19 protein-coding genes are annotated in these 21,124 nt (G+C 59.4%); 5 read left to right on the plus strand and 14 right to left on the minus strand.

Features of this window, described 5'->3' with window-relative positions; all coding sequences use genetic code 11:
* The first annotated feature begins 56 nt into the window (after positions 1-56).
* The gene (locus tag DES53_RS26380; protein WP_113961334.1) at positions 57-1,043 is read left to right on the plus strand and encodes a diacylglycerol/lipid kinase family protein; all 987 of its coding nucleotides are present in this window, start codon (positions 57-59) and stop codon (positions 1,041-1,043) included.
* Positions 1,044-1,436: 393 nt separating this feature from the next.
* Here the strand turns inward: DES53_RS26380 and DES53_RS26385 are convergent, their stop codons facing one another.
* The 5 genes from DES53_RS26385 to DES53_RS26405 all read right to left on the minus strand — a co-directional run bounded on the left by DES53_RS26385 (position 1,437) and on the right by DES53_RS26405 (position 5,086).
* A complete protein-coding gene (locus DES53_RS26385; protein ID WP_113961335.1) occupies positions 1,437-1,724 on the minus strand; it encodes a hypothetical protein in 288 nt (95 codons plus the stop codon).
* 550 nt (positions 1,725-2,274) lie between these two features.
* A complete protein-coding gene (locus tag DES53_RS26390; RefSeq protein ID WP_113961336.1) occupies positions 2,275-3,066 on the minus strand; it encodes an SDR family NAD(P)-dependent oxidoreductase in 792 nt (263 codons plus the stop codon).
* Positions 3,067-3,376: 310 nt separating this feature from the next.
* The gene (locus DES53_RS26395) at positions 3,377-3,790 is read right to left on the minus strand and encodes a hypothetical protein (RefSeq protein ID WP_113961337.1); all 414 of its coding nucleotides are present in this window, start codon (positions 3,788-3,790) and stop codon (positions 3,377-3,379) included.
* 91 nt (positions 3,791-3,881) lie between these two features.
* A complete protein-coding gene (locus DES53_RS26400) occupies positions 3,882-4,385 on the minus strand; it encodes a very short patch repair endonuclease (RefSeq protein WP_245958277.1) in 504 nt (167 codons plus the stop codon).
* 29 nt (positions 4,386-4,414) lie between these two features.
* Positions 4,415-5,086 (minus strand): hypothetical protein, encoded by a 672-nt coding sequence (locus DES53_RS26405; RefSeq protein ID WP_113961338.1) that lies wholly within the window; start codon positions 5,084-5,086, stop codon positions 4,415-4,417.
* A gap of 82 nt (positions 5,087-5,168) precedes the next feature.
* On the opposite strand from DES53_RS26405, the gene DES53_RS26410 reads away from it, so the two are divergent.
* Positions 5,169-6,026, plus strand: coding sequence for a protein NO VEIN domain-containing protein (locus tag DES53_RS26410; protein WP_113961339.1), 858 nt, complete (start codon positions 5,169-5,171; stop codon positions 6,024-6,026).
* A 96-nt stretch (positions 6,027-6,122) separates the two neighbouring features.
* Here the strand turns inward: DES53_RS26410 and nuoF are convergent, their stop codons facing one another.
* Together nuoF and DES53_RS26420 are read right to left on the minus strand one after the other, a co-directional pair.
* Entirely contained in the window at positions 6,123-7,532 is a 1,410-nt protein-coding gene (gene nuoF, locus DES53_RS26415; protein WP_211325705.1) for an NADH-quinone oxidoreductase subunit NuoF, read from the minus strand.
* A 350-nt stretch (positions 7,533-7,882) separates the two neighbouring features.
* On the minus strand, positions 7,883-9,910 hold the full coding sequence (locus DES53_RS26420; protein WP_113961340.1) for a hypothetical protein: 2,028 nt from the start codon (positions 9,908-9,910) through the stop codon (positions 7,883-7,885).
* Between the two features lie 200 nt (positions 9,911-10,110).
* On the opposite strand from DES53_RS26420, the gene DES53_RS26425 reads away from it, so the two are divergent.
* Entirely contained in the window at positions 10,111-10,764 is a 654-nt protein-coding gene (locus tag DES53_RS26425; protein WP_147263630.1) for a hypothetical protein, read from the plus strand.
* A gap of 153 nt (positions 10,765-10,917) precedes the next feature.
* Here DES53_RS26425 and DES53_RS26430 read toward each other — a convergent pair whose 3' ends face one another.
* The 3 genes from DES53_RS26430 to DES53_RS26440 form a co-directional block, all read right to left on the minus strand.
* A complete protein-coding gene (locus tag DES53_RS26430) occupies positions 10,918-12,027 on the minus strand; it encodes a type IV pilus twitching motility protein PilT (RefSeq protein ID WP_113961342.1) in 1,110 nt (369 codons plus the stop codon).
* 23 nt (positions 12,028-12,050) lie between these two features.
* Positions 12,051-13,106, minus strand: a complete 1,056-nt coding sequence (locus DES53_RS26435; RefSeq protein WP_113961343.1) for a type IV pilus twitching motility protein PilT — start codon at positions 13,104-13,106, stop codon at positions 12,051-12,053.
* A gap of 138 nt (positions 13,107-13,244) precedes the next feature.
* Positions 13,245-13,499, minus strand: a complete 255-nt coding sequence (locus tag DES53_RS26440) for a hypothetical protein (protein ID WP_113961344.1) — start codon at positions 13,497-13,499, stop codon at positions 13,245-13,247.
* A 265-nt stretch (positions 13,500-13,764) separates the two neighbouring features.
* Between DES53_RS26440 and DES53_RS26445 the strand changes: the two genes are divergently transcribed.
* On the plus strand, positions 13,765-15,717 hold the full coding sequence (locus DES53_RS26445; RefSeq protein ID WP_113961345.1) for a hypothetical protein: 1,953 nt from the start codon (positions 13,765-13,767) through the stop codon (positions 15,715-15,717).
* Between the two features lie 219 nt (positions 15,718-15,936).
* Here the strand turns inward: DES53_RS26445 and DES53_RS26450 are convergent, their stop codons facing one another.
* From DES53_RS26450 to DES53_RS26465, 4 genes are all read right to left on the minus strand, one after another.
* Entirely contained in the window at positions 15,937-16,197 is a 261-nt protein-coding gene (locus DES53_RS26450) for a hypothetical protein (RefSeq protein ID WP_211325706.1), read from the minus strand.
* A 333-nt stretch (positions 16,198-16,530) separates the two neighbouring features.
* The gene (locus tag DES53_RS26455) at positions 16,531-17,778 is read right to left on the minus strand and encodes a polysaccharide pyruvyl transferase family protein (protein WP_113961347.1); all 1,248 of its coding nucleotides are present in this window, start codon (positions 17,776-17,778) and stop codon (positions 16,531-16,533) included.
* A gap of 386 nt (positions 17,779-18,164) precedes the next feature.
* On the minus strand, positions 18,165-19,520 hold the full coding sequence (locus DES53_RS26460) for a Gfo/Idh/MocA family protein (protein ID WP_113961348.1): 1,356 nt from the start codon (positions 19,518-19,520) through the stop codon (positions 18,165-18,167).
* Positions 19,521-19,596: 76 nt separating this feature from the next.
* A complete protein-coding gene (locus DES53_RS26465) occupies positions 19,597-20,451 on the minus strand; it encodes a sugar phosphate isomerase/epimerase family protein (protein ID WP_113961349.1) in 855 nt (284 codons plus the stop codon).
* 148 nt (positions 20,452-20,599) lie between these two features.
* Here DES53_RS26465 and DES53_RS26470 point away from each other — a divergent pair, with 148 nt between their 5' ends.
* Entirely contained in the window at positions 20,600-21,121 is a 522-nt protein-coding gene (locus DES53_RS26470) for a LysM peptidoglycan-binding domain-containing protein (protein WP_113961489.1), read from the plus strand.
* Positions 21,122-21,124: the final 3 nt, after the last annotated feature.

Raw genomic sequence — 21,124 nt, forward strand, 5'->3', positions numbered from 1 at the left:
CTCCCAATCCACACCCGATTTCGAGGTAGCACATCACACCGCCCCTTTCCCTCCGCATGCCTGCGACCGACGCCGACTCCCCCACCAGCGCCCCGCACCCCGCTTGGACCACCGCCACCGTGGTGCTGAACCGCGAGTCCGGCGCCGTTTCCACCCTCGGCCCCGAAACCCTGGCAGAGGACCTGAAGACCGAGTTCCTCAAAAACGGCATCACCGCCACCGTGCACCTCGTGAAGGGGTCCGAGCTGGAAGCCACGCTGAAGCAGGCCAGGGACGACGACAGCGATGCCGTCGTCGTCGGAGGGGGCGATGGCACCGTGGCCGCCGCTGCGGCACTGCTCGCCGGCGGGGACAAGCCGCTGGGCGTGCTCCCATTCGGCACCTTCAACATCGTCGCGCGTGACCTGAACATTCCGCTGGATTGGCAGGAAGCCGTCGCCGCCCTCGCCACCGCGCCAGCCACATGCATGGACCTCATGGAGGTGAATGGCGGCCTCTACTGCTGCGTGTGCGTCCTCGGCTTCTTCCCCGCGCTGAAGATGGCCCAGCCCGAGCACCATGGGAACTGGGTGGTGCGCACCCTGCAGACCTGCATGCTCGCCTTCCGCAGCATGGCCACCTTCCCCCCGCTCGACTTGAAACTCGTGCTGGATGGCAAGGAGATCCACCGGCGTACCCGCTTCGCCCTGCTCGCGAACAATGACTACGAGGAAATGTTCGGCCTCATCCCCAAGCGCAAAAGCATCAACGGCGGCTACTTCACCATCTACGTCTCCAACCACCGCACGAACATCGGCATGACCCGTGCCCTCATCTCGTGGATCCTCGGCCGCTTCAAGCAGGACAAGGAACTTACCATCTTCCACTGCGACGAACTCGACATCGTCGTCCGTCGCAAAGGCGTGATCCCCGTGATGGTCGATGGCGAGGTGAAGAAACTCACGTCACCGCTGAAGATAAGAACACGCCCTCAGGAGCTATGCGTGCTGGCACCTGAAGTGGTGAAAGAAACCGTCGAGCACGAAAAGGCGGAGCCCATCTGAGAGAGCCTGCCTGCTCGATCCAAAGATAAGGCATACACGATTGATCCAGATGTTGTGATGCGCAGCGTCCTTGGACTGCGCGCAGCCCTGCTGCCGCTTTCCAGAGTCCATCCCGCTCTGCGGGACTGTGGCGATGGAACCACTCGCTCGTGATCACACGCTACCGGAGAACAGTAGGCGACTTCGTCGCAGCATAGCGTGCAGCAGGCTGCACTTGAGGAAAGCGGCAGCAGGCTGCGCGCAGTCCAAGGCCTTCGGCACAGCATCTGGATCGTTGCACTCACGCTCACTGCCATGCCTCGAACTGCAAGCGGACGCCCATCACGTCATCAAAAATAGAAACGGCAGCGCGATGCCTGCGCTGCCGTTCTGGATCTGGTTCAGCCCAACCGCTTACGCACGGTAGACCTTTTGGAACGTCGTGTAAGAACCGTCGCTGTAGTAGTTCGCATACGTCACCACCGTCACATGGTAGACGTACTGGTGACCGCAGCTGTCGTAGCCATACCGGCACTGCGTCGTGCGGCAGATCTCCTTGGTGCCCATATACACCGGTGCACAGTGGAAGGAGTGATGGTGCTTGGCCTTGTTGAACTTGATTCCGTGATCGTGAGCGCTCGCAGTGGTGGGGGCAAAGGTGAAGCCAGCAATCGCGAGGGCAACTATAGCAAGAGTTTTCATGACGTTGGTTAGAGTTGGATTTGGGAGAGATTCAAAAGAGACTCTCATCCGTTCTCTGATTGCATGTAGACCCACCTCCGTTTGTATCAAAAAATCTTCTGGGCCCCTTTACACTGCGGCTTCGAAGACCTCGGAAAGTGCTCAGCATAAGCCCCAAGAATCACTGAAGAATTAGCCGCAAAAAGACGCAAGAAATACAAAGGGTGGGGAAGGTCATGAGCGTGGCTACCACGGGAACACAGCCTTCGACCGACATTCCTCCGGTCGTAAGTATCGCCCATCAAATCACCGGTAGGGGGCTGCTGCGCCGGCCTCCAAATTTTCGTGGGCGGAGGCGGTGTGGAACTGGGTGGAATAACCCAGCGTGTGCAATTCACGCAATGCTCCGCACCTCCTCCGCCCTCTCTAGTCAGGGCGCCGACGCAGCAGCACCCTACCAAAAACCATTTCGCAACGCCAATGACCAAAGGGGTTCAACCGCGCCTAACAACTGCTCAACCACAGCAAACTCCCACCGTCCTACCGCCGCACCGCTCACCGTCGCACCGGATCACAGCGCCCTCGCATACGCCCCACCATCCACCAGCAGCGCCTCACCGGTGATATAGCTCCCCGCCTCACTCGCCAGCAACAACGCCGGCCCCGCCAGTTCCCTCGGCTGCCCCCAGCGCTGCAACGCCGTGCGCGTCGCAAACGATTCCTTCTCCTGATCGTTCAAGAGACTCATCGGCAGATCCGTGAGGAACGGTCCCGGGCACAGGCAGTTCACCGTGATGTTGTACGTCCCCAGGTCCAGTGCACTCGCTTTGGCCATGCCAATGAGACCCGCCTTGCACGCGGAATACACATTGCGCTTCTCCTTCGATCCCACCCCGAGCACCGAGGACACATGGATGACACGACCCCACTTCCGCGCTTTCATCCCCGGCACCAGCGCCCGCGTCAGCACCATGCAGCTCGTGAGATCCAGTTCCACGATGCGATCCCACGCCTCATCCGTGATTTCATCAATCGCCTGCGGTGCATTGCTCCCCGCGTTGTTCACCAGGATATCCACCTTGCCCAGCCGCCTCTCCGCCTCCGCCGCGAGCGCCTTCACCTGCGCTCGGTCCACCATATCCGCCACCATCCACTCCACCTTCACGGATAAGCCCTCACCAATCTCCGACGCCGCCCGCTTCAGTTCCTCCTCACTCCGGCTCGAGATGAACACATCCGCCCCCGCCTCCGCAAACCCCCGCGCCATCGCCTTCCCCAATCCCTTGCTCCCTCCCGTCACCAATGCCGCCTTGCCCGTGAGATCGAAAAGAGGATGAATATGCGGTGACGATGCCTGTGCCATGCCACCACAGTAGCGCGGAAGAGTCCCGAAAGGCAAGACCAAGCCGTGCCAGCCAGCGTCGCCCCTCAACCCAAAGTAGCTACGGCTTCAGCCGTACTCAGTCATCCGGCATCATCCATCGACCCGTTCCGCTGAAAGTCGGTTCCTGCCTTGGGCACAGCAAACAAGGCGCCAGCCAGGGTGCCTCCCGCTGCCCCCAGGGGGATCATATCCCAAGCGCCCAGCGTCAAACCTCATCCTGCCCTCATCTCGCGACCTCAATCCGATCTATCACACCGCCTCGCGTGCGACCCAATAACCATGGGTCCCCTTACCCACCAGTCTTCAGTCCAAATTTCGAAAGGGTCCGACGCCGTTTTTTCTCTTCCTCCATCTTCACCTTAATCGCCTCCTCGCACGCAGAACAGTAGATGTAATGCACCGGCTCAACGTAGAACGCGCTCCTGGTACTACTGACCCCAAGGGGACGAGGCATTGGGAAAGCAATCCGCCACTTGATGTAGTCTGGATCGGGCAGCACGCAGATTTCATCTGACTGCCGATAGCCATCTACTTCGATTACTTTCTGTCGGTGCTTCATGCAGATGATATCACCATCGGCATCCGTGGTGCCCTCCTTTCCCTTGTAGTGCCGGGCCGTGGTACCGCATGAGACCAGCACCGCCAGTGCAAGCACGGCAACAGCATGAAGCACACTGCCGAAACGGAAAAGGTTCACCGACATCCTGCACGATAGTCGAGAACAAGAACCCAGCAACACCAACCAAGACCAACAACCAGCACCCCAATAAAACAACCGCTCAACCATCGCTCAGCTATTGCTCACCCATCGCAAACACCCTCCTCAGTTTCCCCAGCAGCCACTTCTCCCGCTTCTTCGCCAAATCATGCTCCCACAGACGGACCACCGTCCACCCCTTCTTCCGCAACGCACGCGACTGCTTCCTGTCCCTCGCCTGATTCATCTCCCGCTTCTCATCCCAAAACGTCCGGTTCTGCTTGGGCCGGATATAGCACTTCGGACACGCATGCCAGAAACACCCATCCACAAACACCGCGACCTTCAATTTCGGAAAGATGAAGTCCGGTCGGAAGGTGAACGACCTCAACACCCGTTTGCCAATCTTCCTGTCAGTGACCTGACCTTCACCCCTCAAACGCGCATGCCGTCTCCATCCTCTCATACCGTTGCTGCGGAAGACTTCGACCATGCGCAGCTCGGTATTCCTGTTCCCTCGGGAACGGATGCGCGACATCACATCGCTTCGCTTGGCTCTGGTGAAGATGTCCGGCATTGGCTCCTCAGTGTAGTCGTTCACGAGAGTACGCGCTGCAGCACAGTTCCAGCTCATGAGTCATGCCGAGGAAATGAATCCAGCAGTGTTGGGACCTCGGGAAAAGGGATGCCCGGCGCAAGCTTTAGAGCCAACGCCTTTGCGCCAGCATAAGTGTCCCGGTCTGCGATGTGCTCTGCAATGCCATCGGACTCCAATCCGTACAGACCATAGATGACGGGTCCGTAGTCGGGGTCTTCTGGATCGTCGTTGGCACCATACTGCCGAATGTCACCTTCAGGTTCAGATCGGCGCACAGTGCGAATCTGGAGCTGGCAAAACGATGACTCTGAATTGGTGTTTTCTTCGGTCAGATTCACGGGCACTGCCAGCCCCTCCAGCACTTTGACAGGCAGCCTCAGATGTAAAGCCACTCGAAGGCAGTCCATCTCATCAAAGCTCGCAAAACACTCCGGCCCCATCACCTCAAGGCAAGCATCCCCGAATCTATCTTCCAGCAAGTAGGGCCACACATCATCCAGACACTCAAAGTCAACTCTGTCGGCGCACCAGGATTCGAACAGCGACGCCACCCGCATCAACTGGCGCATAAACTCATCCCCCCCATGATAGACTTCGCTCAGATTGCGTTTGGGATCATGATCCACAGCCTGCCAGCAGGCATTCCAGATCGAGAGGGCTCCGGCAAACACGGCAGCGGGATCGAGGTCGGAGGATTGTTCCATACAAGATGAGGCGACTCTGGCTTGGTTGTAGCGGTGTTGGAAAGACGTTGCTTGTAACGATTCTCCCCGGTATTTTCCTGGGATGTCAGAGTCGGAAAACTGGTCGCAGAATGAAGTTGAAGCGATTGTTGCTGACTACTTCGCCATGTGGGAAAAGGAGCTCCGCGGAGAAACCTTCAACAAGGCAGAGCACAATCGCATCCTGCGAAAACTGATTCCAAACCGTTCACGCGGTTCCGTTGAGAAGAAGCATCAGAACATAAGCGCCGTGCTTTGGCACCTTGGCTACCCATTTATCGATGGGTACAAACCCCTTCCACGCTATCAAAACCTACTGCGCGATGTCATTGAGACACGGCTTAAAAACCAAATTGTCATCAATCGATTAGTTAGCAAGAAGGTGCATGCCCCAGCAACCTTGTCACCGATTCCAAAGAAGGGCCTGAACAGAATTGTAGTTCCTCCGCCCAAGCGGAAAGAAATCAAAGAGCTGCTCCAGGAGGAGGCTAGAAAGAAGACGGCGTTCATCAGGCGCAATTACCTTGAGATCGAAGCCATGAACCATTCGCTTGGTCGGGCAGGTGAAGAATTCATTCTGCACTACGAGCGTGAACGCTTACGACGAGCTGGCAAGAAGGCACTGGCCGGGCAAGTCGAGCATGTGTCAGATACGAGGGGCGATCATATGGGCTACGATATCCTATCGTTCGAAACCGATGGACGAGAACGTCTGATAGAAGCAAAGACCACCCGGTTCGGACAGATGTCACGCTTCTTCGCGTCAGCAAACGAAGTGGAATTCTCCGACGCGAACAAGAAGATCTACTTCCTATATCGCCTCTTCGACTTTGAACGGAATCCGAGATTCTTTGTGCTCGGAGGATCATTGCGCGAATCCTGCAACCTGACGCCTTTTACGTATTCGGTTGTGCCTACATAGCCCAGCAATACACGACAACGTCCGGCCTCTTTCTGCACCTGATTCCCAAACATCAGCAAATCACATTGCAGCGCTCGGCGGATTCGCACTTCTCTCTCACCCCTTAATCCCCGCCGCCGCCAGCACCGTCTCGGGATTGACGACCTTGCCTTCCAGCTCCTCACGGGTGCCGGACTTCAGCTCATCGCGGAACTTCTTCACAAAGCTCTGGGTCGGCCAGGAGCAGGCTTCGCCGAAGGCGCAGATGGTTTTGCCTTCGATGTTGTTGGCGACGCGCTCGAGTTCATCCACGTCCGAGGGGCTGGCGGTGCCGGCCACGATGCGGTCGCTGATCTTCTTCATCCACAGGGAGCCCTCGCGGCAGGGGGTGCACTGGCCGCAGGATTCGTGGGCGTAGAAGGCGTTCAGGTTGTTGATGACCCAGGACATGGAGCGGGAGTCATCCATGATGATGACACCGCCGGAGCCAGCCATGGAGCCGCAGGCCGCCATGGTGTCGAAGTCCATGGGGATGTCCATGATGGTGAGCTCGCGGCCGTCCTTGAGCTTGAATTTCTCATCGGCGCGCAGCACCTTGGCAGACGAGCCGCCGGGGATGATGGCCTTGAGCTTGCGACCGGGCTTGAGTCCGCCGCAGAGGTCATTGATGACCTCGCCCATGGTGACCTTGCCCACCTGCACTTCGAAGTAGCCGGGCTTCTGCACGTCGCCACTCACGCAGAGGATGCGGGTGCCGGTGTTGTTCGGCGTACCGAGCTTGGCGTACTCTTCGCCGCCCATCTCGATGATGTGCTTCACATGGCAGAGGGACTCCACGTTGTTCACAATCGTGGGGCACATGTAGAGGCCGAGCGCCGCGGGGAAATACGGTGGCTTGATGCGCGGGTAGGGGCGCTTGCCTTCGAGCGACTCGATGAGGCCGGTCTCTTCACCGCAGATGTACGCGCCCGCGCCGCGGTGCACATAGATCTCGAGGTCGTAACCCTTGCCGAGAATGTTCTTGCCCAAAAATCCCTTCGCGCGCGCTTCATCGAGCGCCTTCTCCAGGATGATGGCAGCTTCCGGGAACTCTTCGCGGATGTAGATGTACGCGAGGCTGGCCTTCACCGCGAAGCAGGAAATCACCATGCCCTCCACGAGCTGGTGGGGGTCCTGGTGCATGATGTAGCGGTCCTTGAAGGTGCCGGGCTCGGACTCGTCTGCGTTGCAGATGAGGTAGACGGGCTTGGTATTCGTGGGCGGGATGAAGCCCCACTTCACTCCCGTCGGGAAACCGGCACCGCCACGACCGCGCAGGCCGGCCTTCTTCACGTCATCAATGATGGCCTGGCGCTCCATGCCCATGGCCTTCTTGAGCTGCTCGTACCCGCCGTCCTTCAGATAGCACTCGATGGATGGGTCATACCCTTCGCGGTCCACATTCTTGAAGATAAGGCGGTGCTCACGAGCGTGAGGCTGCTTGCCCTGCTTGTAGGAGATCTTGGACTTGGTCGCGGCGGAGGCCATGGAGCCGGAAGATGCTACCGGGGTGGCGGGGGGCAAGGGCGATTTGTGAAAAATTTCACAAGCGCGCTAAAAGTTGCCGTTGGCGGTGGGTGAGCAGTGGCTGAGCGGTGGTTGGGGGAAGCTGCTGGTGGGGAGCGCGGTGATACGCGGGACGGGGAGAGGTGGGGCGTCAGGGGTTCGGGAACGGGGCGTTCCCGTTCCTTGGGCCTGGGGCGGTGTGCTGGAAGGTAGTTGCCTTGGGGTAGGAGTGCCCCCAATCCTTGGCAGTGAGCCGCTTGAGTGGGATTCCAAAAAACAATTGCTCAACTATCGCTCAGCCATGGCTCACCCATCGCAAACTCCCTGCCTGCTCATTTCGGCCCAAACAGCAGCCTTCCCGTCGCCGGGTCTCGCTTGTACTCCACATCCACGGCTTTCCCTCCCCTGCCCTCCGGCAGAAGTTTGCCCTCCATGTTGAACTCAAACCGGCGGCCGTTGGCGCGGCGCATCCAGCCGATGGGGGCGCCTTCCTTGTCGTAGAGGTGGATGTCCCGCCAGTTCTTGGGGCTGGTGAGGCGCTGGTCCACGTATGCAGGGGCAACGGAACGGTCCAGAAACTCGGGCAGCACGGCCTGGCTCAGCACGGTGAGGTGGAACTGCTTCAGGTGATGCTTGTCCCCGGCGGTGAGGCGCTCTTCATCGGCAATCAGCTCCACCCGGCCGATGTCCTCCTGACCGAGAAGCACCCCCCAGTCCAGCAGCCGCTTCCGGGCAGCCATGATGTCCTGCACGGCGGTGCCCTTGGAGGACTTGCGGGCGAGCCCCATGAGGTCCTCCTGCAGCGCGACAAACATGTCCGGCGAGCTCGCGAGCGTGTCGATGGCCGTGTACATGGCCTCGATGAGGGAGTGTTTGCCACCGATTTCGGGTGCCTCCAGGCGCTTGCGCAGGTCTTCCTTCAGCTTCTTCTCCGCCGCCTCAGCCTCGGTCTTCTTGGCGGGTTCGGCAGCCAGTTCGCGCCATTTCTCCTGCTGGGGCGCAAACTCGTCCGCCAGGGCTTTCATGCGCACAAGGGCCTCCTCAGACAAGCCCTTGGCGAGCAACCCCATGGCCAGCGACTTCCGCTCGTTATGCGAACGCCTTGCCAGAGCCAGCCATCGCAGATCCGTGGGCGGCGGGATGCCGGGGTCGGGATTGCCATTCTCATAGCAAATCTCCTGCACCCGTCCCTTCTCATCCAGGAAGCGCATCTCATTGGGAAGCATGTAGAAGGAAATGAACGCGGGCGCGGACCATGCGGTGCCATTCCCCGCAAATACGCCGATATCCACCCGGTGGGTCTGGATGCCGGTCGCAGCGCGCATTTCCGGATGCCACCCCACGTTGATGGTCGCCTCCGAGGCATCTGGAGAACTCGGGGTGATTTTCACCTTCTGTGGGTCCCCCTGAAGGAGCACCCACTTGATTTTGAGCGGCATCTTTTTGATGGTGCCGGACTGGCGGGCGCTGACGGTGATCTCGTAGTTCGCAGCAGAGCGCCGATAGATGCGGGCGATGCCGCAAGGGGAAGTGCCCACGACCTCGCTATTGACGGAGGGCATCTCGAAGTAGTCGCGCCCCGCGGTGGAGGTGCCTTCACGCACCACATTCAGCAACGTCACGGGAGGGATGGAGGCGTCCTTCATCTGGTGGGCCAGCTCCACCATCCTGGCCTCATCGATTTGAGCCGGGTCAAAGACGGGCGGGTGTGCCTTTCCCGTGAAGTAGTCCTCCTCGCTCTGCACCATCTTGTTGCTGCGGCGGAAGATGCTCTGCAGCGCAGGCATGAGGGCACGGCTCTTGATGAGCGCCGCCTGTGTATCGGGAGGCAGGGCCACCGTGGCACTGAGGAAGGCACGCACAAAGGGCTGGTCCTGGTACGAGCTGCCCTGGGCGATGATGCAGAAGGGGGTATTGGCCGTGTACAGGTCGCCATAGCCCCCCACCCCATTCCAGCCGGGGTCGTAATCCTGATGCTCGGGGTAGACGAAGAGATTGGTATTCAGGTACTGATTCGTGAGGAACAGGAATCCCTGCGGCTGGATGAAGTAGAGGCGGGGAAGACTGCCACCGCGATCTGCGGGCGCGGACATGGAGCAGTTCCCAATCAGCGGCATCTGCCGGACGGCACCGGCTGGGCCCATGTGGGCATTCGCGCCCTTCTCTGCGTCCGAGGGCGCGTACACCTTCAATTGGGGCCACTCCGCGGCGTTGAGGGGGGAATGACCGCCGTCTCGATTTTCGTAGGTGATGGCGCCGAGGCCAGCAGCGGTCCCTGCCTGAAACCATTCATTGAGGCGCTTCCCCACTTCATCCGTACGGGTGGTCACCTGTGCCACTGCGGGGGCTGCGGACGCCATCCACGCCAGGCAAACCGCCGTGGCAAGAAAGGGAATGTGTGGAGAGCGGGAACCCGGCATCACTACAGACTTTACGCATGATGGGCCGTGCAGGTCCTGTTTGCACGAAACTTTCCAAGGCGCTTGAACGTCTCCTATTTGACAAGGTCTTTACATGGAAAATCCTTGCGAAAGACAAGAAAAACACTTACTTCCCGAGTATGAAATACGTCTTCTGGCTGTTGCTTGCGGCATTGGGCATCTGGGCATGGCAGAACCCTGAGAAGGTTCGCGATGCCGGAGACAATGCGGCCAAGTGGATTGGGGAGAAGTCCCGCATGATCGCAGACAAGTGGGATCCCAAGGCTCCTGAGGCTCCCGTCGTAGAGGCGCCTCTGCCGGAACTGCCGGAGGGCGTGTATGTCTTGAGGCAGGATGTCATTGTGGCCACCGGAAAGGGCACGGTGAAATGGGCCGCTGGCACTTCCATCCGCAAACTGGGCGAAGGTGCAGGCAAGATTCTGGTGAGCGATGGCGTGAACCAGACAACCGTCGACCTTTCTCTTCTCACTCGTGATCAAGCAGAGAGGCGCGCCTTTTACAAGAAGCTGGAGGCACTGAATGCCGGCCAGGCCATGTCAGCGGCTCGCACTCTGGAGGCCGAACTTATCGAGTTGGATGCCAAGATCGTGAAGATGGTGCAGGAAAAGCGCAGCATTGCCGCTGCCCGCGCCATCAACGGTGGTCTGCAGCCCTTTGGCACTACGGAAGAGTTCCTGGACCTCTCCATCAAGAGAGCAGAAGACCGCAAGAACGAGATCTACAAGATTCTGGGCAGAACCCCGACTCCCTCCCGCTCCCTTTCCGTGAAGTAATCTGCGTCTGCGGAGACGCATGACACATAGCATTTGCGGTGATGCTGCAGAAGCATCACCCCCGGAGAAGATTCACACACCACACCCCGGCGGGTGTGGTGCTTTGTTTTGAGCCCCTTCAAGGGTTGGCTCTGATACCGGGTTGAGTCTCTCTCAGCCGAGCAATCTTCCGAACCAGCCCTTCTTCTTTTCCTTGAGGGCGATCTGGTACTGCTGCTGGAAGTAGCTCACATCGGTGCAGTGGGATGCAGCATCCGGGAAGGTGATGCGATCATCGAGCACGAGTTCGAGCAGGCTGTCATCGATGGTGTGCATGCCATCGCCTGCGCCGATCTGGATGAGGCCCATGAGCTGGGAGAGGCGGCGCTCGCGGATGCAGTTCGCGATGGCGTTGTTCACCACCATGATCTCGGAGGCCATGACGAGGCCGGGCTTGTCATGCCGCGGCAGCAGGAACTGGCAGACCACGCCTCGCAAGGTTGCCGCGAGCTGGGCCGCGACGAAGCGCTGGCGCTCCTCGGGGAACGCATCCAGCACACGCGTAATGGCAGCTCCCGTGTCTGTGGTGTGCAGGGTGGCGATGACCAGGTGTCCAGTGCTCGCCGCGGTGAGGGCGATGCGAATGGTGTCCTCATCACGCATTTCCCCCAGCAAGATGACATCCGGATCCTGACGCAGGGAACTGCGCAGCGCCGCGGCGAAGCTGTGGGTGTCCGTCCCCACTTCACGCTGATGGATGAGGCTGTACCCCTGCTGGAAGACAAACTCGATGGGGTCCTCAATGGAAACGATATTGGCGCAGCGCTGCCGGGCAATCGTCTGCGTCATGCTGGCGAGTGTGTGGCTCTTTCCCGAGCCGCTGGAGCCCGTCACCAGAATGAGTCCCGAATTCTCCTGGCACCAGCGCTCCACCGTGGGCGAGTGCCCGAGCGTGGCGAGATCCGGCACCTCGTCTGGAATGAATCGGAAGCTCGCCTCGACACAGCCGAGTGCATAGCGCGCATTCGCTCTCAATCGGCCTGCGGACTCGACCTCCATGCTGAAATCCAGCTCCCAATCCTGCTCAAGGCGCACCCGCTGGGAATCCCTGAGCACACCATACACCAGCTCACGGGTATCTTCCCCGGTGAGAATCTCCTCGGTCAGTGGCTGCAGCGTGCCAAACACACGCATGGACGGCTGGGCGCGCGCGGTGATGTGGAGGTCTGACGCTCCCTGCTGACGCGCCATGAGAAGGTAATCGACCAGATCGTGTTGTGGCATGGTAATGGGGTATTTTGCTGCTGCTATTGCACACCACGCATGGCGCGCTTGAACTCGGCCTCATTGCTTGTCGCTTGGGCGGCCACGCTTTCTTCAATCTTGCCCGAGCGGCACGCCTCCACGGCGGCCTTCAGGAAGGACTGCGCATTCGGGTCATTGCCCTTGGCGAGGTGCTCCTTGATCTGGAAAGCCTCACGCTTGCGGATCCATTCGCGCATGGCACCGCCGTTCTCGATGTGCTCGACCAGCAATTGCAGGCCGCCATCCTTCTTCGGCACGAGCCGCTGGCACATGACGCCGAGCATCTGGTCCGCCAGGAGATGCACACCCTGGTTCAGCTTGTCATCCGGGAAAAGGTGGGTGAAGCGCTCCATGGTATCCGCCACGCGCTCGGAGTGCATGGTGGCGAGCACCAGGTGCCCGGTCTCCGCTGCCTGCAGGGCAATCAGTGCCGTTTCATAGTCACGGATTTCACCCACGAAGATCACATCCGGCGCCTGACGCAAGGCGCTGCGGAGGCCGTGTGCGAAGCTGGTGGTGTCCCGCCCGACCTCACGCTGGGTGAAGTGGCACTGCTGATTCTCAAAGATGTACTCCACCGGATCCTCGATGGTCACGATGTGCCTCGCGAGATTCATGTTCATCCAGTGCAGCATCGAGGCAATGGTGGTGCTCTTCCCGGTGCCCGTGGGGCCGGTGATCAAAACGAGACCAAAGGAACGCTGCGCCCAGCGGGTGAGAAGGTTGACAGGCAGGCCAAGGGTGGGCAGCGGGGGAATCTCCGTCTTGATGCGACGCAGTACTGCCGCCAGCCGGCCCATGGAACGGTGGAGATTCACACGAAAGCGCACGTGCGTGTGTGAGATGAGACCGGAGTCCCGATCCATGTCGCTCTCCACCTTGCCGCCGCACACCTGCCAGAGACCGGTCAAGTGCTGAAGCGTGACGGGTTCGTCCCCGAGGAGCACGATTTGCTCACGAATCTTCAACCGTGGGATTTCATCTTCTTGAAGAAAAACGTCGCTGGCCTGATGCGCGTCCGCAGCATCCAGGATGGTATCAATGGAAATAGACGACATGCGCGGGAATGGATACCACGGGGGGATGCTCGGACGCAATGGAGAATGCACAATGAACGAACTTCATGGCCCCGCCTGGCCCCCGTGAAACGGAACCGGGTGGATGCCTGCGCCGGCCAGCTGTGATTCCGGACCGACTCACCGCGATACCCGCCAGTAGCGTGCGATGCGCAGAAATCCGAGAATAGCGAAGATACCTGCGGGCAGAATCCAGATCATTCCGCTGGAACTAACGTTGGCCCCGTCCGGAGTGGTGAAGCTGGTACTGACCTGGGAGAGTTCATCCCGCCACTTCCAAAAACGATCATAGAAAGCATAGGCAAAGAAACCAGCGGCGCCCAAATAAATGGCCGCGAATACCAGGTGCCCTATTCTTTTGCCGCTTAGTTTCATTGCATACGCGCACGATGCGCCAACGCCCCGGGAGTCAATCGCAGCGACGGGCTGCGGCGCAAGAAAGATTTGGCGGAACCCACCTTGGAATCGTGAGCCGCGGCCTCATGGTAAATGCCATTGTGAACCTGCATTCCGCCCTGTATTCTTTTGATGAGAAAATCCGGGGCATCCTCGCAACGTTGAGCATCACGCCCCTTTGTGCCCACAAGAAGCGACCGCTCTCAACATTCGCGAGGCTTCCTCCCTACAATCCAGGACTGCCATGCCCAACCTGAAGGCCTTCGAAGATATCATCGCCACCTCCAAGGGCACGGCGAACCAGTTTGTCGCCACCAAGGATGGGGGCCTGGCCTTCAAAGGAAATGCCGGACGACTCGCCACCTATGTTTCGAGTTCCTACCAGGACGTGGACAAGGACATGCTGCGCAGTTTCAAGACCGCGCTGACGGACGCCTATGGTCCCGAGGTGGCGGAGCTGGCATGGAAAAAGGCGGGGCTGGACGTGCGTCTGCGAGATGGACTCCCTCTTTCAGTCAAGGAGGCAAATGCGGCCATCGAAGCGGCCAAGGCCTCGGTGAAAATTCTCGCGGAACATGCTGAGTACGGAAAGCAGTACCGCAGCCTGGAGGAAGAAGCCCGGAGCTGGGACCCCAAGCCGCAGGCATCCAAAGTCGAAGGTGCAGGATTCCGGCTGATAAAGCAGGACCAGGGTGAGTTCCGCATTCACCACTGGAATGCCAAGAACAATCCGGAATCAGTCAGCGACAAATCCAAAGCCGCGGAACTGGATGAACTGGTGCACAAGGAGGTGGCAGCCATCAAGGCCCAACGACAAAAGGACCTGTCAGAAGGTAGGAAGGTGGAACCGATGAGCGAGCGCCTCATCTATCTGCAGGCGAAACTCAACCTCACCGAGCGCATGGTCTCGGAGGCCTGCCAGCCGGAGAATCTCAAAGAGGGTGGCCCCAAGGCAAATATCTTCCTGGGACCGGATATGTTCTTCTCCCCCTCCAGCGGTCCCGCGGTGAAGGGCTTCGCCTGCAAAAAAACCACTGGAGGCGCCTGCACCGAGGAGGAGATGAAGCGCATCACCGAAGGTCTCCGTCGCATCAGCGATCGCCATCCGGAGGTCACCCTCATGCCCGGGACCATCGTGTGGAGCAAACCTTCACCGACTGTCCCGGTGATCGACGGTCTGCCGCGTCCCGCCGATATGGCGTTCAACAACGCCCCTGTATTCAACAAGGGTGAGCTGGTTCACATCACCTACAAGATGACGGACGGAGGAGATGCCAGTTGGGCGGCGACTGGCATCAACGGCCCGGGCGGAAGCTTCTCCACTGCACCCTCTGCCGGCAATCAGTACAAGGCCAGGCTCCAGGTGTTCCTTGGCAATGACTTGATGAACGGCGCCATCGGCGTTGAAGGCATGGAAAAAGTGCAACCCATTCTGGATGCCATGGGAACTCAAGCGGGCCAGCGTTCACCGGGACGCGAATGGGAGAATGGATTGCGTTCGGGTGGAGCCGATGCACGCTCTCCTTACAACACAGTCTTTGTCGTTGAAGGCAAGGTCATGGCTCTGGAGATCTGCCGTGATCACACCAACGGCCAGGCAAAGAAGGACTTCACACGATTGAAGAATTCGGACGATGCCGTGTCGCGATTGGCAAAGTCCCAGCCTGATGGCGGAGCCAACCTGCACGTGCTGCTCTCCGCTTCCAACATGATGACCCCGAGCAACACCATCTGCTGCACAGGTGGGATCGCTGCACAAAACGACGTCAGCGGCGGATGCTCCACCAGCTTCCTCATCCAGAAGCGAATCAGCCAAGATATGGCCCAGCCAAAGCCGGGCTCGAAGCAGCAGGTGTTTCACTACCAGCATGACGAAGCCCAGAGAAAGGCGATGGCTCCCGAGGCGCCCAGGGTTGGGCTGTCCGATGTGGGAGTGAAGAGGGATGACCCCGTGAAGCTGGAACCGTCCCTGCTTACTCCTCCCGACCCAGGCATCCCCCGCTCCAGCGTGCGGGATGTCATGCGTGAAAGCGCATCGTCAGGTGCCAAGGTCAAAGTTGGCGTGGTCGAATCCACCACGGAACAGACCACACTCACCACAGGAACAAAGACTGTGCGCAGCGAGTCGGGTCTGGACAAACCCAAGGTTGGTGTTTCAAGCAACACCAACACGGTATCTGTGGGGACGAGTTTGTAGGCTACAGAGCGTCACTACCCGGAGGCTTAGGGCATTTTCATTGAGATTGTAGCCGTCAATAAGGAGAATGGAGGCATATTCGTGCCCTCCGGGACGAACTGCCATAGCTCAATTCGAACTGGCTATAGCTCTATCTAAAATGCTCTGAGATATGCGATTCATTCCCTCTTCGGAGCGGGCTGCAACTCCCGGCCAGGCACTGCGAGTGTACAAAACGACTCACTTGTAGAGGATCACTGAGCGGCCCTTCCTGCGGTGGCGGACGGCGAAGCCAACCCTGCTATAATCGGATGTCCAGACGTGGACTTCACCGCCGTCCACAAGGAGAAAGCGAAGCGTGCCACCTGCCCTGGATGACCTGCCGGTGCCTTCAGTCTTGGAATGGATGAGCTGCGGACTGAACCCTTCTGGCGGCCCGAGAGCATCGAGAATCTCCTGGATGCTCGGCGGACGAGGTGGTCCGCGAAAGAGCTTATCCACGAAATCCGGTGTCCGGTTCGCGCGGCCCGATTCGGTTTTCAGCTGTCCCGGAATCTGCTGACTCCACGCCCACTTGGCGTTACCCGCCAGCGCATCGCTGGCGACGGCAACCGCCAAAAATACGAGAACCCAAATGAATCGATGGGACGAATTGCTCAACGTGACCAGCTTCCGACGATATCCCGGCACTGGTCAACAAAATTTGGGCTCAATGCGCTCACTATTTTTTTCCACAAGTTGATGCATGCTCTCCATGCCATCCCCCATCCTTCGCAGGATGGGCAAATGGCCGTGGCAGACGGTTTCCCTTCAGCTACCACGGGTTGCAAGCCTTCAGTTCAGCTCCCCCAACGCCTTCTTCAGCGATGCGAATTCCATATCCTGCTTCTGCAGCACAATCTCACGAGCCTTGGCGGCTTTTGCTTTTGCAGCGGCAGGATCCTTCGCAATGGCGAGCACGGTGGAGGCGATGCGGGCGACTTCGTCTTCGTTGTCCATGGTGAAGAGCCATTCATTCATGCCGATGTCGCGCCACATGAAGCCTTTGTTCGTCTGCTCATCCCAGCGGCACACCACGGCAGGGATGCCGCTGGCGATGCACATGATGGGGCTGTGCATTTCATTGCCGAAGAGTCCGGCGCTGCGCACAAAGGTGCTGAGGGCTTCATCCGTGAGCCAGTACTTGTCGCGCCACACAACCTTCTTCTTCACATCTTCGGGAAGCGGGTCGTAGAGCATCTCCTTGCCCAGCGGGATCTGGGTCTGGTCTTCGCAGGTGATGAGCACCTTCATGTCTGTCTCACGCGTGATGGCGATGATGGCGGCCCGGTGTTGTGCGTGATCGTGCTCCTTCTTCTCCTGATTGCGCTTGTCCTTCACTTTATCATAGGGACGGCCCTTCTTCACGGTCCAGAAGGGAGTCCAGCGATAGCGGGGAATGCAGCAGAGGAATTTTCCTTCCTCAAGCCCGTTCTCCTTCATGAAAGCGAGGGCAGCTTCGTCATTGCGCAGCTTCACCACACCAAATGCCGTGTCGGGACCAAAGGCAGCACCAGGCACGTTGCAGCCGAGTTCCTTGGCCTTGGCGAAGGAAACACCATCACGGAAGTAGACGAACTTCGCCTTGTTCAATGTCTCAATGATGGCCGGATCATCCGAGGTCAGCGAGATGCCCATGACCCCAAAGGGCTTGCCGGTTTCCTTCACCCAGCGAGCCACGTCCTTGTGCGCGACGAATCCAGAGCCGGAGCCATGCAGCATGAAGTCGCATTTCTTGACGGCTTCTTTGATGGCATCCTGGCCTTTGAGGACATTCACCTTGGGGAAGTGCTTCGCGAAGAGTGCGTCTGCACCATTCTCCATGTTGCTGGTCCAGAAATCGACATCGGCTTCGATGCCGTATTTTTCAAAGAGCTCCATCATGCCCAGGTAGTGGGCGATGTCGCCGATGTTGATGCTCTGCCAGCCATTGCGCAAAAGGATGCGCGGCTTCCGCTGGCCCTGCGCCACGGCGGGAATGGAAGCGAGTGTGCTGGCCAGTGCAGCGAAGGCGGAGGATTCGAGGAAGTGACGACGATTCATAAGAGAGAGGGACAAGGCGTGTATCTGGTATGAGTCGTGGCAGGACGTGTTTCAGACAGGAAAAGTGTGCGACAGCGAATGGAGGTTAGGCGTCCTCGCCTGACAGTGGTGGTTAGGCTTTCTAGCCTGACCAGTCACTCACCAATGACCGTCGGGCTGGAAAGCCCAACATCCGCTGTCAGGCTAGAAAGCCTAACCTCCTGGCCTTACTGACCGCCGAGGCTCGGCGGACTACTTTCCAACAAAAGCCCCGGCTCACCTTTCGATGGGCCGGGGCTGTTTGTGGGTTGTGTTCTGTTTGGAGTGAGGGGCGGTGCGAAACGCCCCACAGTGTTTTCTTCGCGTGTGAACGCGCTTTGGATTTCGCGAACGAGACTTGCCTTGCCTTAGACCACCTTGCTCACACCGGGCGTGGCGATGGGGTAGAAGCCATCCTTGTCCGGAGCGGTCGGCGGCACGGTATCCCAGGTAACCTTGTTCGGCATGAGCTGGATCTGGGAGGCAAGCGCGTCCTTGTAGAGCACTTCCTTGCCGGAGTAGGTGGCCATGCGACCGAGGACGGCAGTCATGGTGCTCTCCGCCACATACACGGCGTCGTTCTTCTTCTTGCCGTTGAGGATCGCGTCCTGCAGTTCGTTGTGCTCGGTCTGATAGGGATCGGGATCCTTGCGGTCGGCACCCGTCGGGCGGTAGCGCCAGAGGGAGTTGCCCTTGTAGTCGACCGCGTAGCACTTGCCGCCGTTGTCGAGATACAGGATGCCCTTCGTGCCGGTAAGCTCTTCACGGACGGGGTTGATGCAACCCTTCTGGTGGCGGCACTGGCTGTTGATGCGCACGCCGTTCGCGTAGGTGTACTCTACGTAGTGGTGGTCGTAGATTTCGCCGAACTCCTTGCCGGTGCGGACCTGACGGCCGCCCATGCCCTGGGCGCTCACCGGCGTGGAGCCGATGAACCAGTTGGCGACGTCGATGTTGTGGATGTGTTGCTCGTTGATGTGGTCACCGCAGAGCCAGTTGAAGTAGTACCAGTTGCGAAGCTGGTACTGAAGCTCGGTCTGGCCGGCTTCGCGCTCTTTCACCCACACGCCGGCGCTGTCCCAGTAGACCTGGCCGCCGACGATGTCGCCGATGATGTTGTTTTCCTTCACCTGCTTCAGCGCTTCGAGGTAGCAGTTCTGATAGCGGCGCTGGAGACCAGCGACGACCTTGAGGCCCTTCTCATCTGCGACCTTGGCCATTTCGAGCACCTTGCGCACGCCGGGGGCGTCGACCGCGACGGGCTTCTCCATGAACACGTGCTTGCCCGCGTTGATCGCGGCTTCGAAGTGGTAGGGGCGGAATCCGGGAGGAGTCGCGAGGATGACGAGGTCGCATTCCTTGAGCACCTTCTCATAGGCGTCGAGACCCACGAACTTGCGGTCTTCCACCTGGAACTGGTCCTTGCTCTTGTTGCTCAGGTTCTTGTAGGCGCTCTCGAGGCGGTCTTCATGCGCGTCGGCCATGGCCCACAGCTTGAAGTTGTAGTTGCCCGAGCTCAGTGCCTGTCCGGCAGCACCGGATCCGCGGCCACCGCAGCCAATGAGGCCGATCTTCACCGTGTCCCCACCAGTGGTCGCCTGGCCGTAGGAACGGGCGCTCAGCGCAAGACCTGCTCCGGCGGCGATGCCGGTGCGCAGGAAGTCGCGGCGCGAGGGTGTCTTCGGCACATAGAGGCCGGTATTGGATGGTTCGTGCGTAGTCATGTTTGGATTTGGCGTGGGGGCGGTGGCGATAAAAGCAACCGCTCAATGACGTCGGTTTGGACCCGGAAATTGCAGCCTATTCAGCCAGGGTGCTCTTGATGAGCGCATAGCCTTCCGTGTAGACCTCTTCGGGAGACGAGAAGAAATCGCGCCACACGCGGGTAGCGGCGGCCAGATCCGGCAGCGCACCACCGAAGGCCTCGATGGTCAGCCAGCCATCGTAGCCGAGGGACTTCGCCTTGCGAATCGCCTCACGGCAGGGGGCATGGCCACGGCCGGGCGTGCCACGATCGTTTTCGGAAATGTGGATGTGGTTGAGCTTGCCGGTGGAGTACACGGTCTCAATGCAATCGATCGGCTTCTTCTCTTCGATGTTCGCGTGGAAGGTGTCGTACATCGTGCCGAAGTTCGGGTGGTCGACGCGGCGCACGTAGCTGGCCGCCTGCTCCATGGTATTCAGCAGGTGGGACTCGAAGCGGTTGAGTGCTTCAATGGCGCACTTCACCCCAGCGGACTGGGCGATGGGAGCGATGGCGCGATGCACTTCCGCCGCGTGGTCGAGCTCGGTCTCCGTGGGGAAACGACCGGTGAACTGGCCGAGCACCTGATAGTAGGGTCCGCAAAGGGTCTGCACGCCCGCTTGGTGGGCACATTCGAGCACGCTCTTGAGGTGGTCGATGGCACCCTGGCGGTTCTTCGCATCGGGCGAGATGGCGTTGTGCGCTTCATCCGGCAGCACGGTCACGGCGGTGCACTCGAGGCCGTTGTCCTTCAGCGCCTGACCGATCTTCTTGAAATGAGAGGGGTCGCTGGAGTCGAAAATCGGGATCTCCACGCCGTCATAACCAACGGCCTTGAGTTTCGCGAGGAGAGGAAAGAGTTCCTCAGTTACATGACCAGTCCAGAGGAGGAGGTTGAAGCCGATTTTCATGAGAGGGGGATGCTAAGAAGTCCGCGAGCGGGGTGCAACCGTGCAGGTGGAGTATTTTTGGCCCGCGGAAGGGACGAGAGAAAAGGATTGCAATGCTTAATCTTTCCAAAATAATAGGGTGCCCATTCAACCCCTGCTGCCTCCCCTGATGAATGTCCGCCCCTGCCTGTCTTTGTTGACCGCTGCCGTGCTCTCTTTGAGCAGCACCTCCTGCTCCACCTGGAAGAAACACTTCGGCAACGAGTCGGGGGCCGGTGGCGAGTACACCTCCGCAGACGCCAGCGGGGGATACAACCCGTACCCCGGCAGCTCTGGCACTCCTCAGTATCAGACCTACAGCTCCGCACCTGCCGGACAGCAACCGTACCAGCAGTACCAGACATACACGCCGTCCCCCCAGCAGCAGCAGAGCTACGCGCCGCAGCCGGACTACACCCCTTCCCCTGACTACAGCGAGCCAGCCTCCACGCCTGCTCCGAAGAAGTCGACGACGACCAAGAAGAAGAGTTCCTCGGGTGGCGGTGGTGGTGGCGGCAGCTACACCGTGAAGCAGGGTGACACTCTCTACCGCATCGCGCTGAACAAGGGCACGACCGTCAGCAAGCTGAAGAGCAAGAACGGACTGACCTCCGACATGATCCGTCCGGGGCAGACGCTGAAGATTCCGTGATTG

Origin of the sequence: Roseimicrobium gellanilyticum, from assembly GCF_003315205.1 — a bacterium.
Lineage (GTDB): Bacteria > Verrucomicrobiota > Verrucomicrobiia > Verrucomicrobiales > Verrucomicrobiaceae > Roseimicrobium > Roseimicrobium gellanilyticum.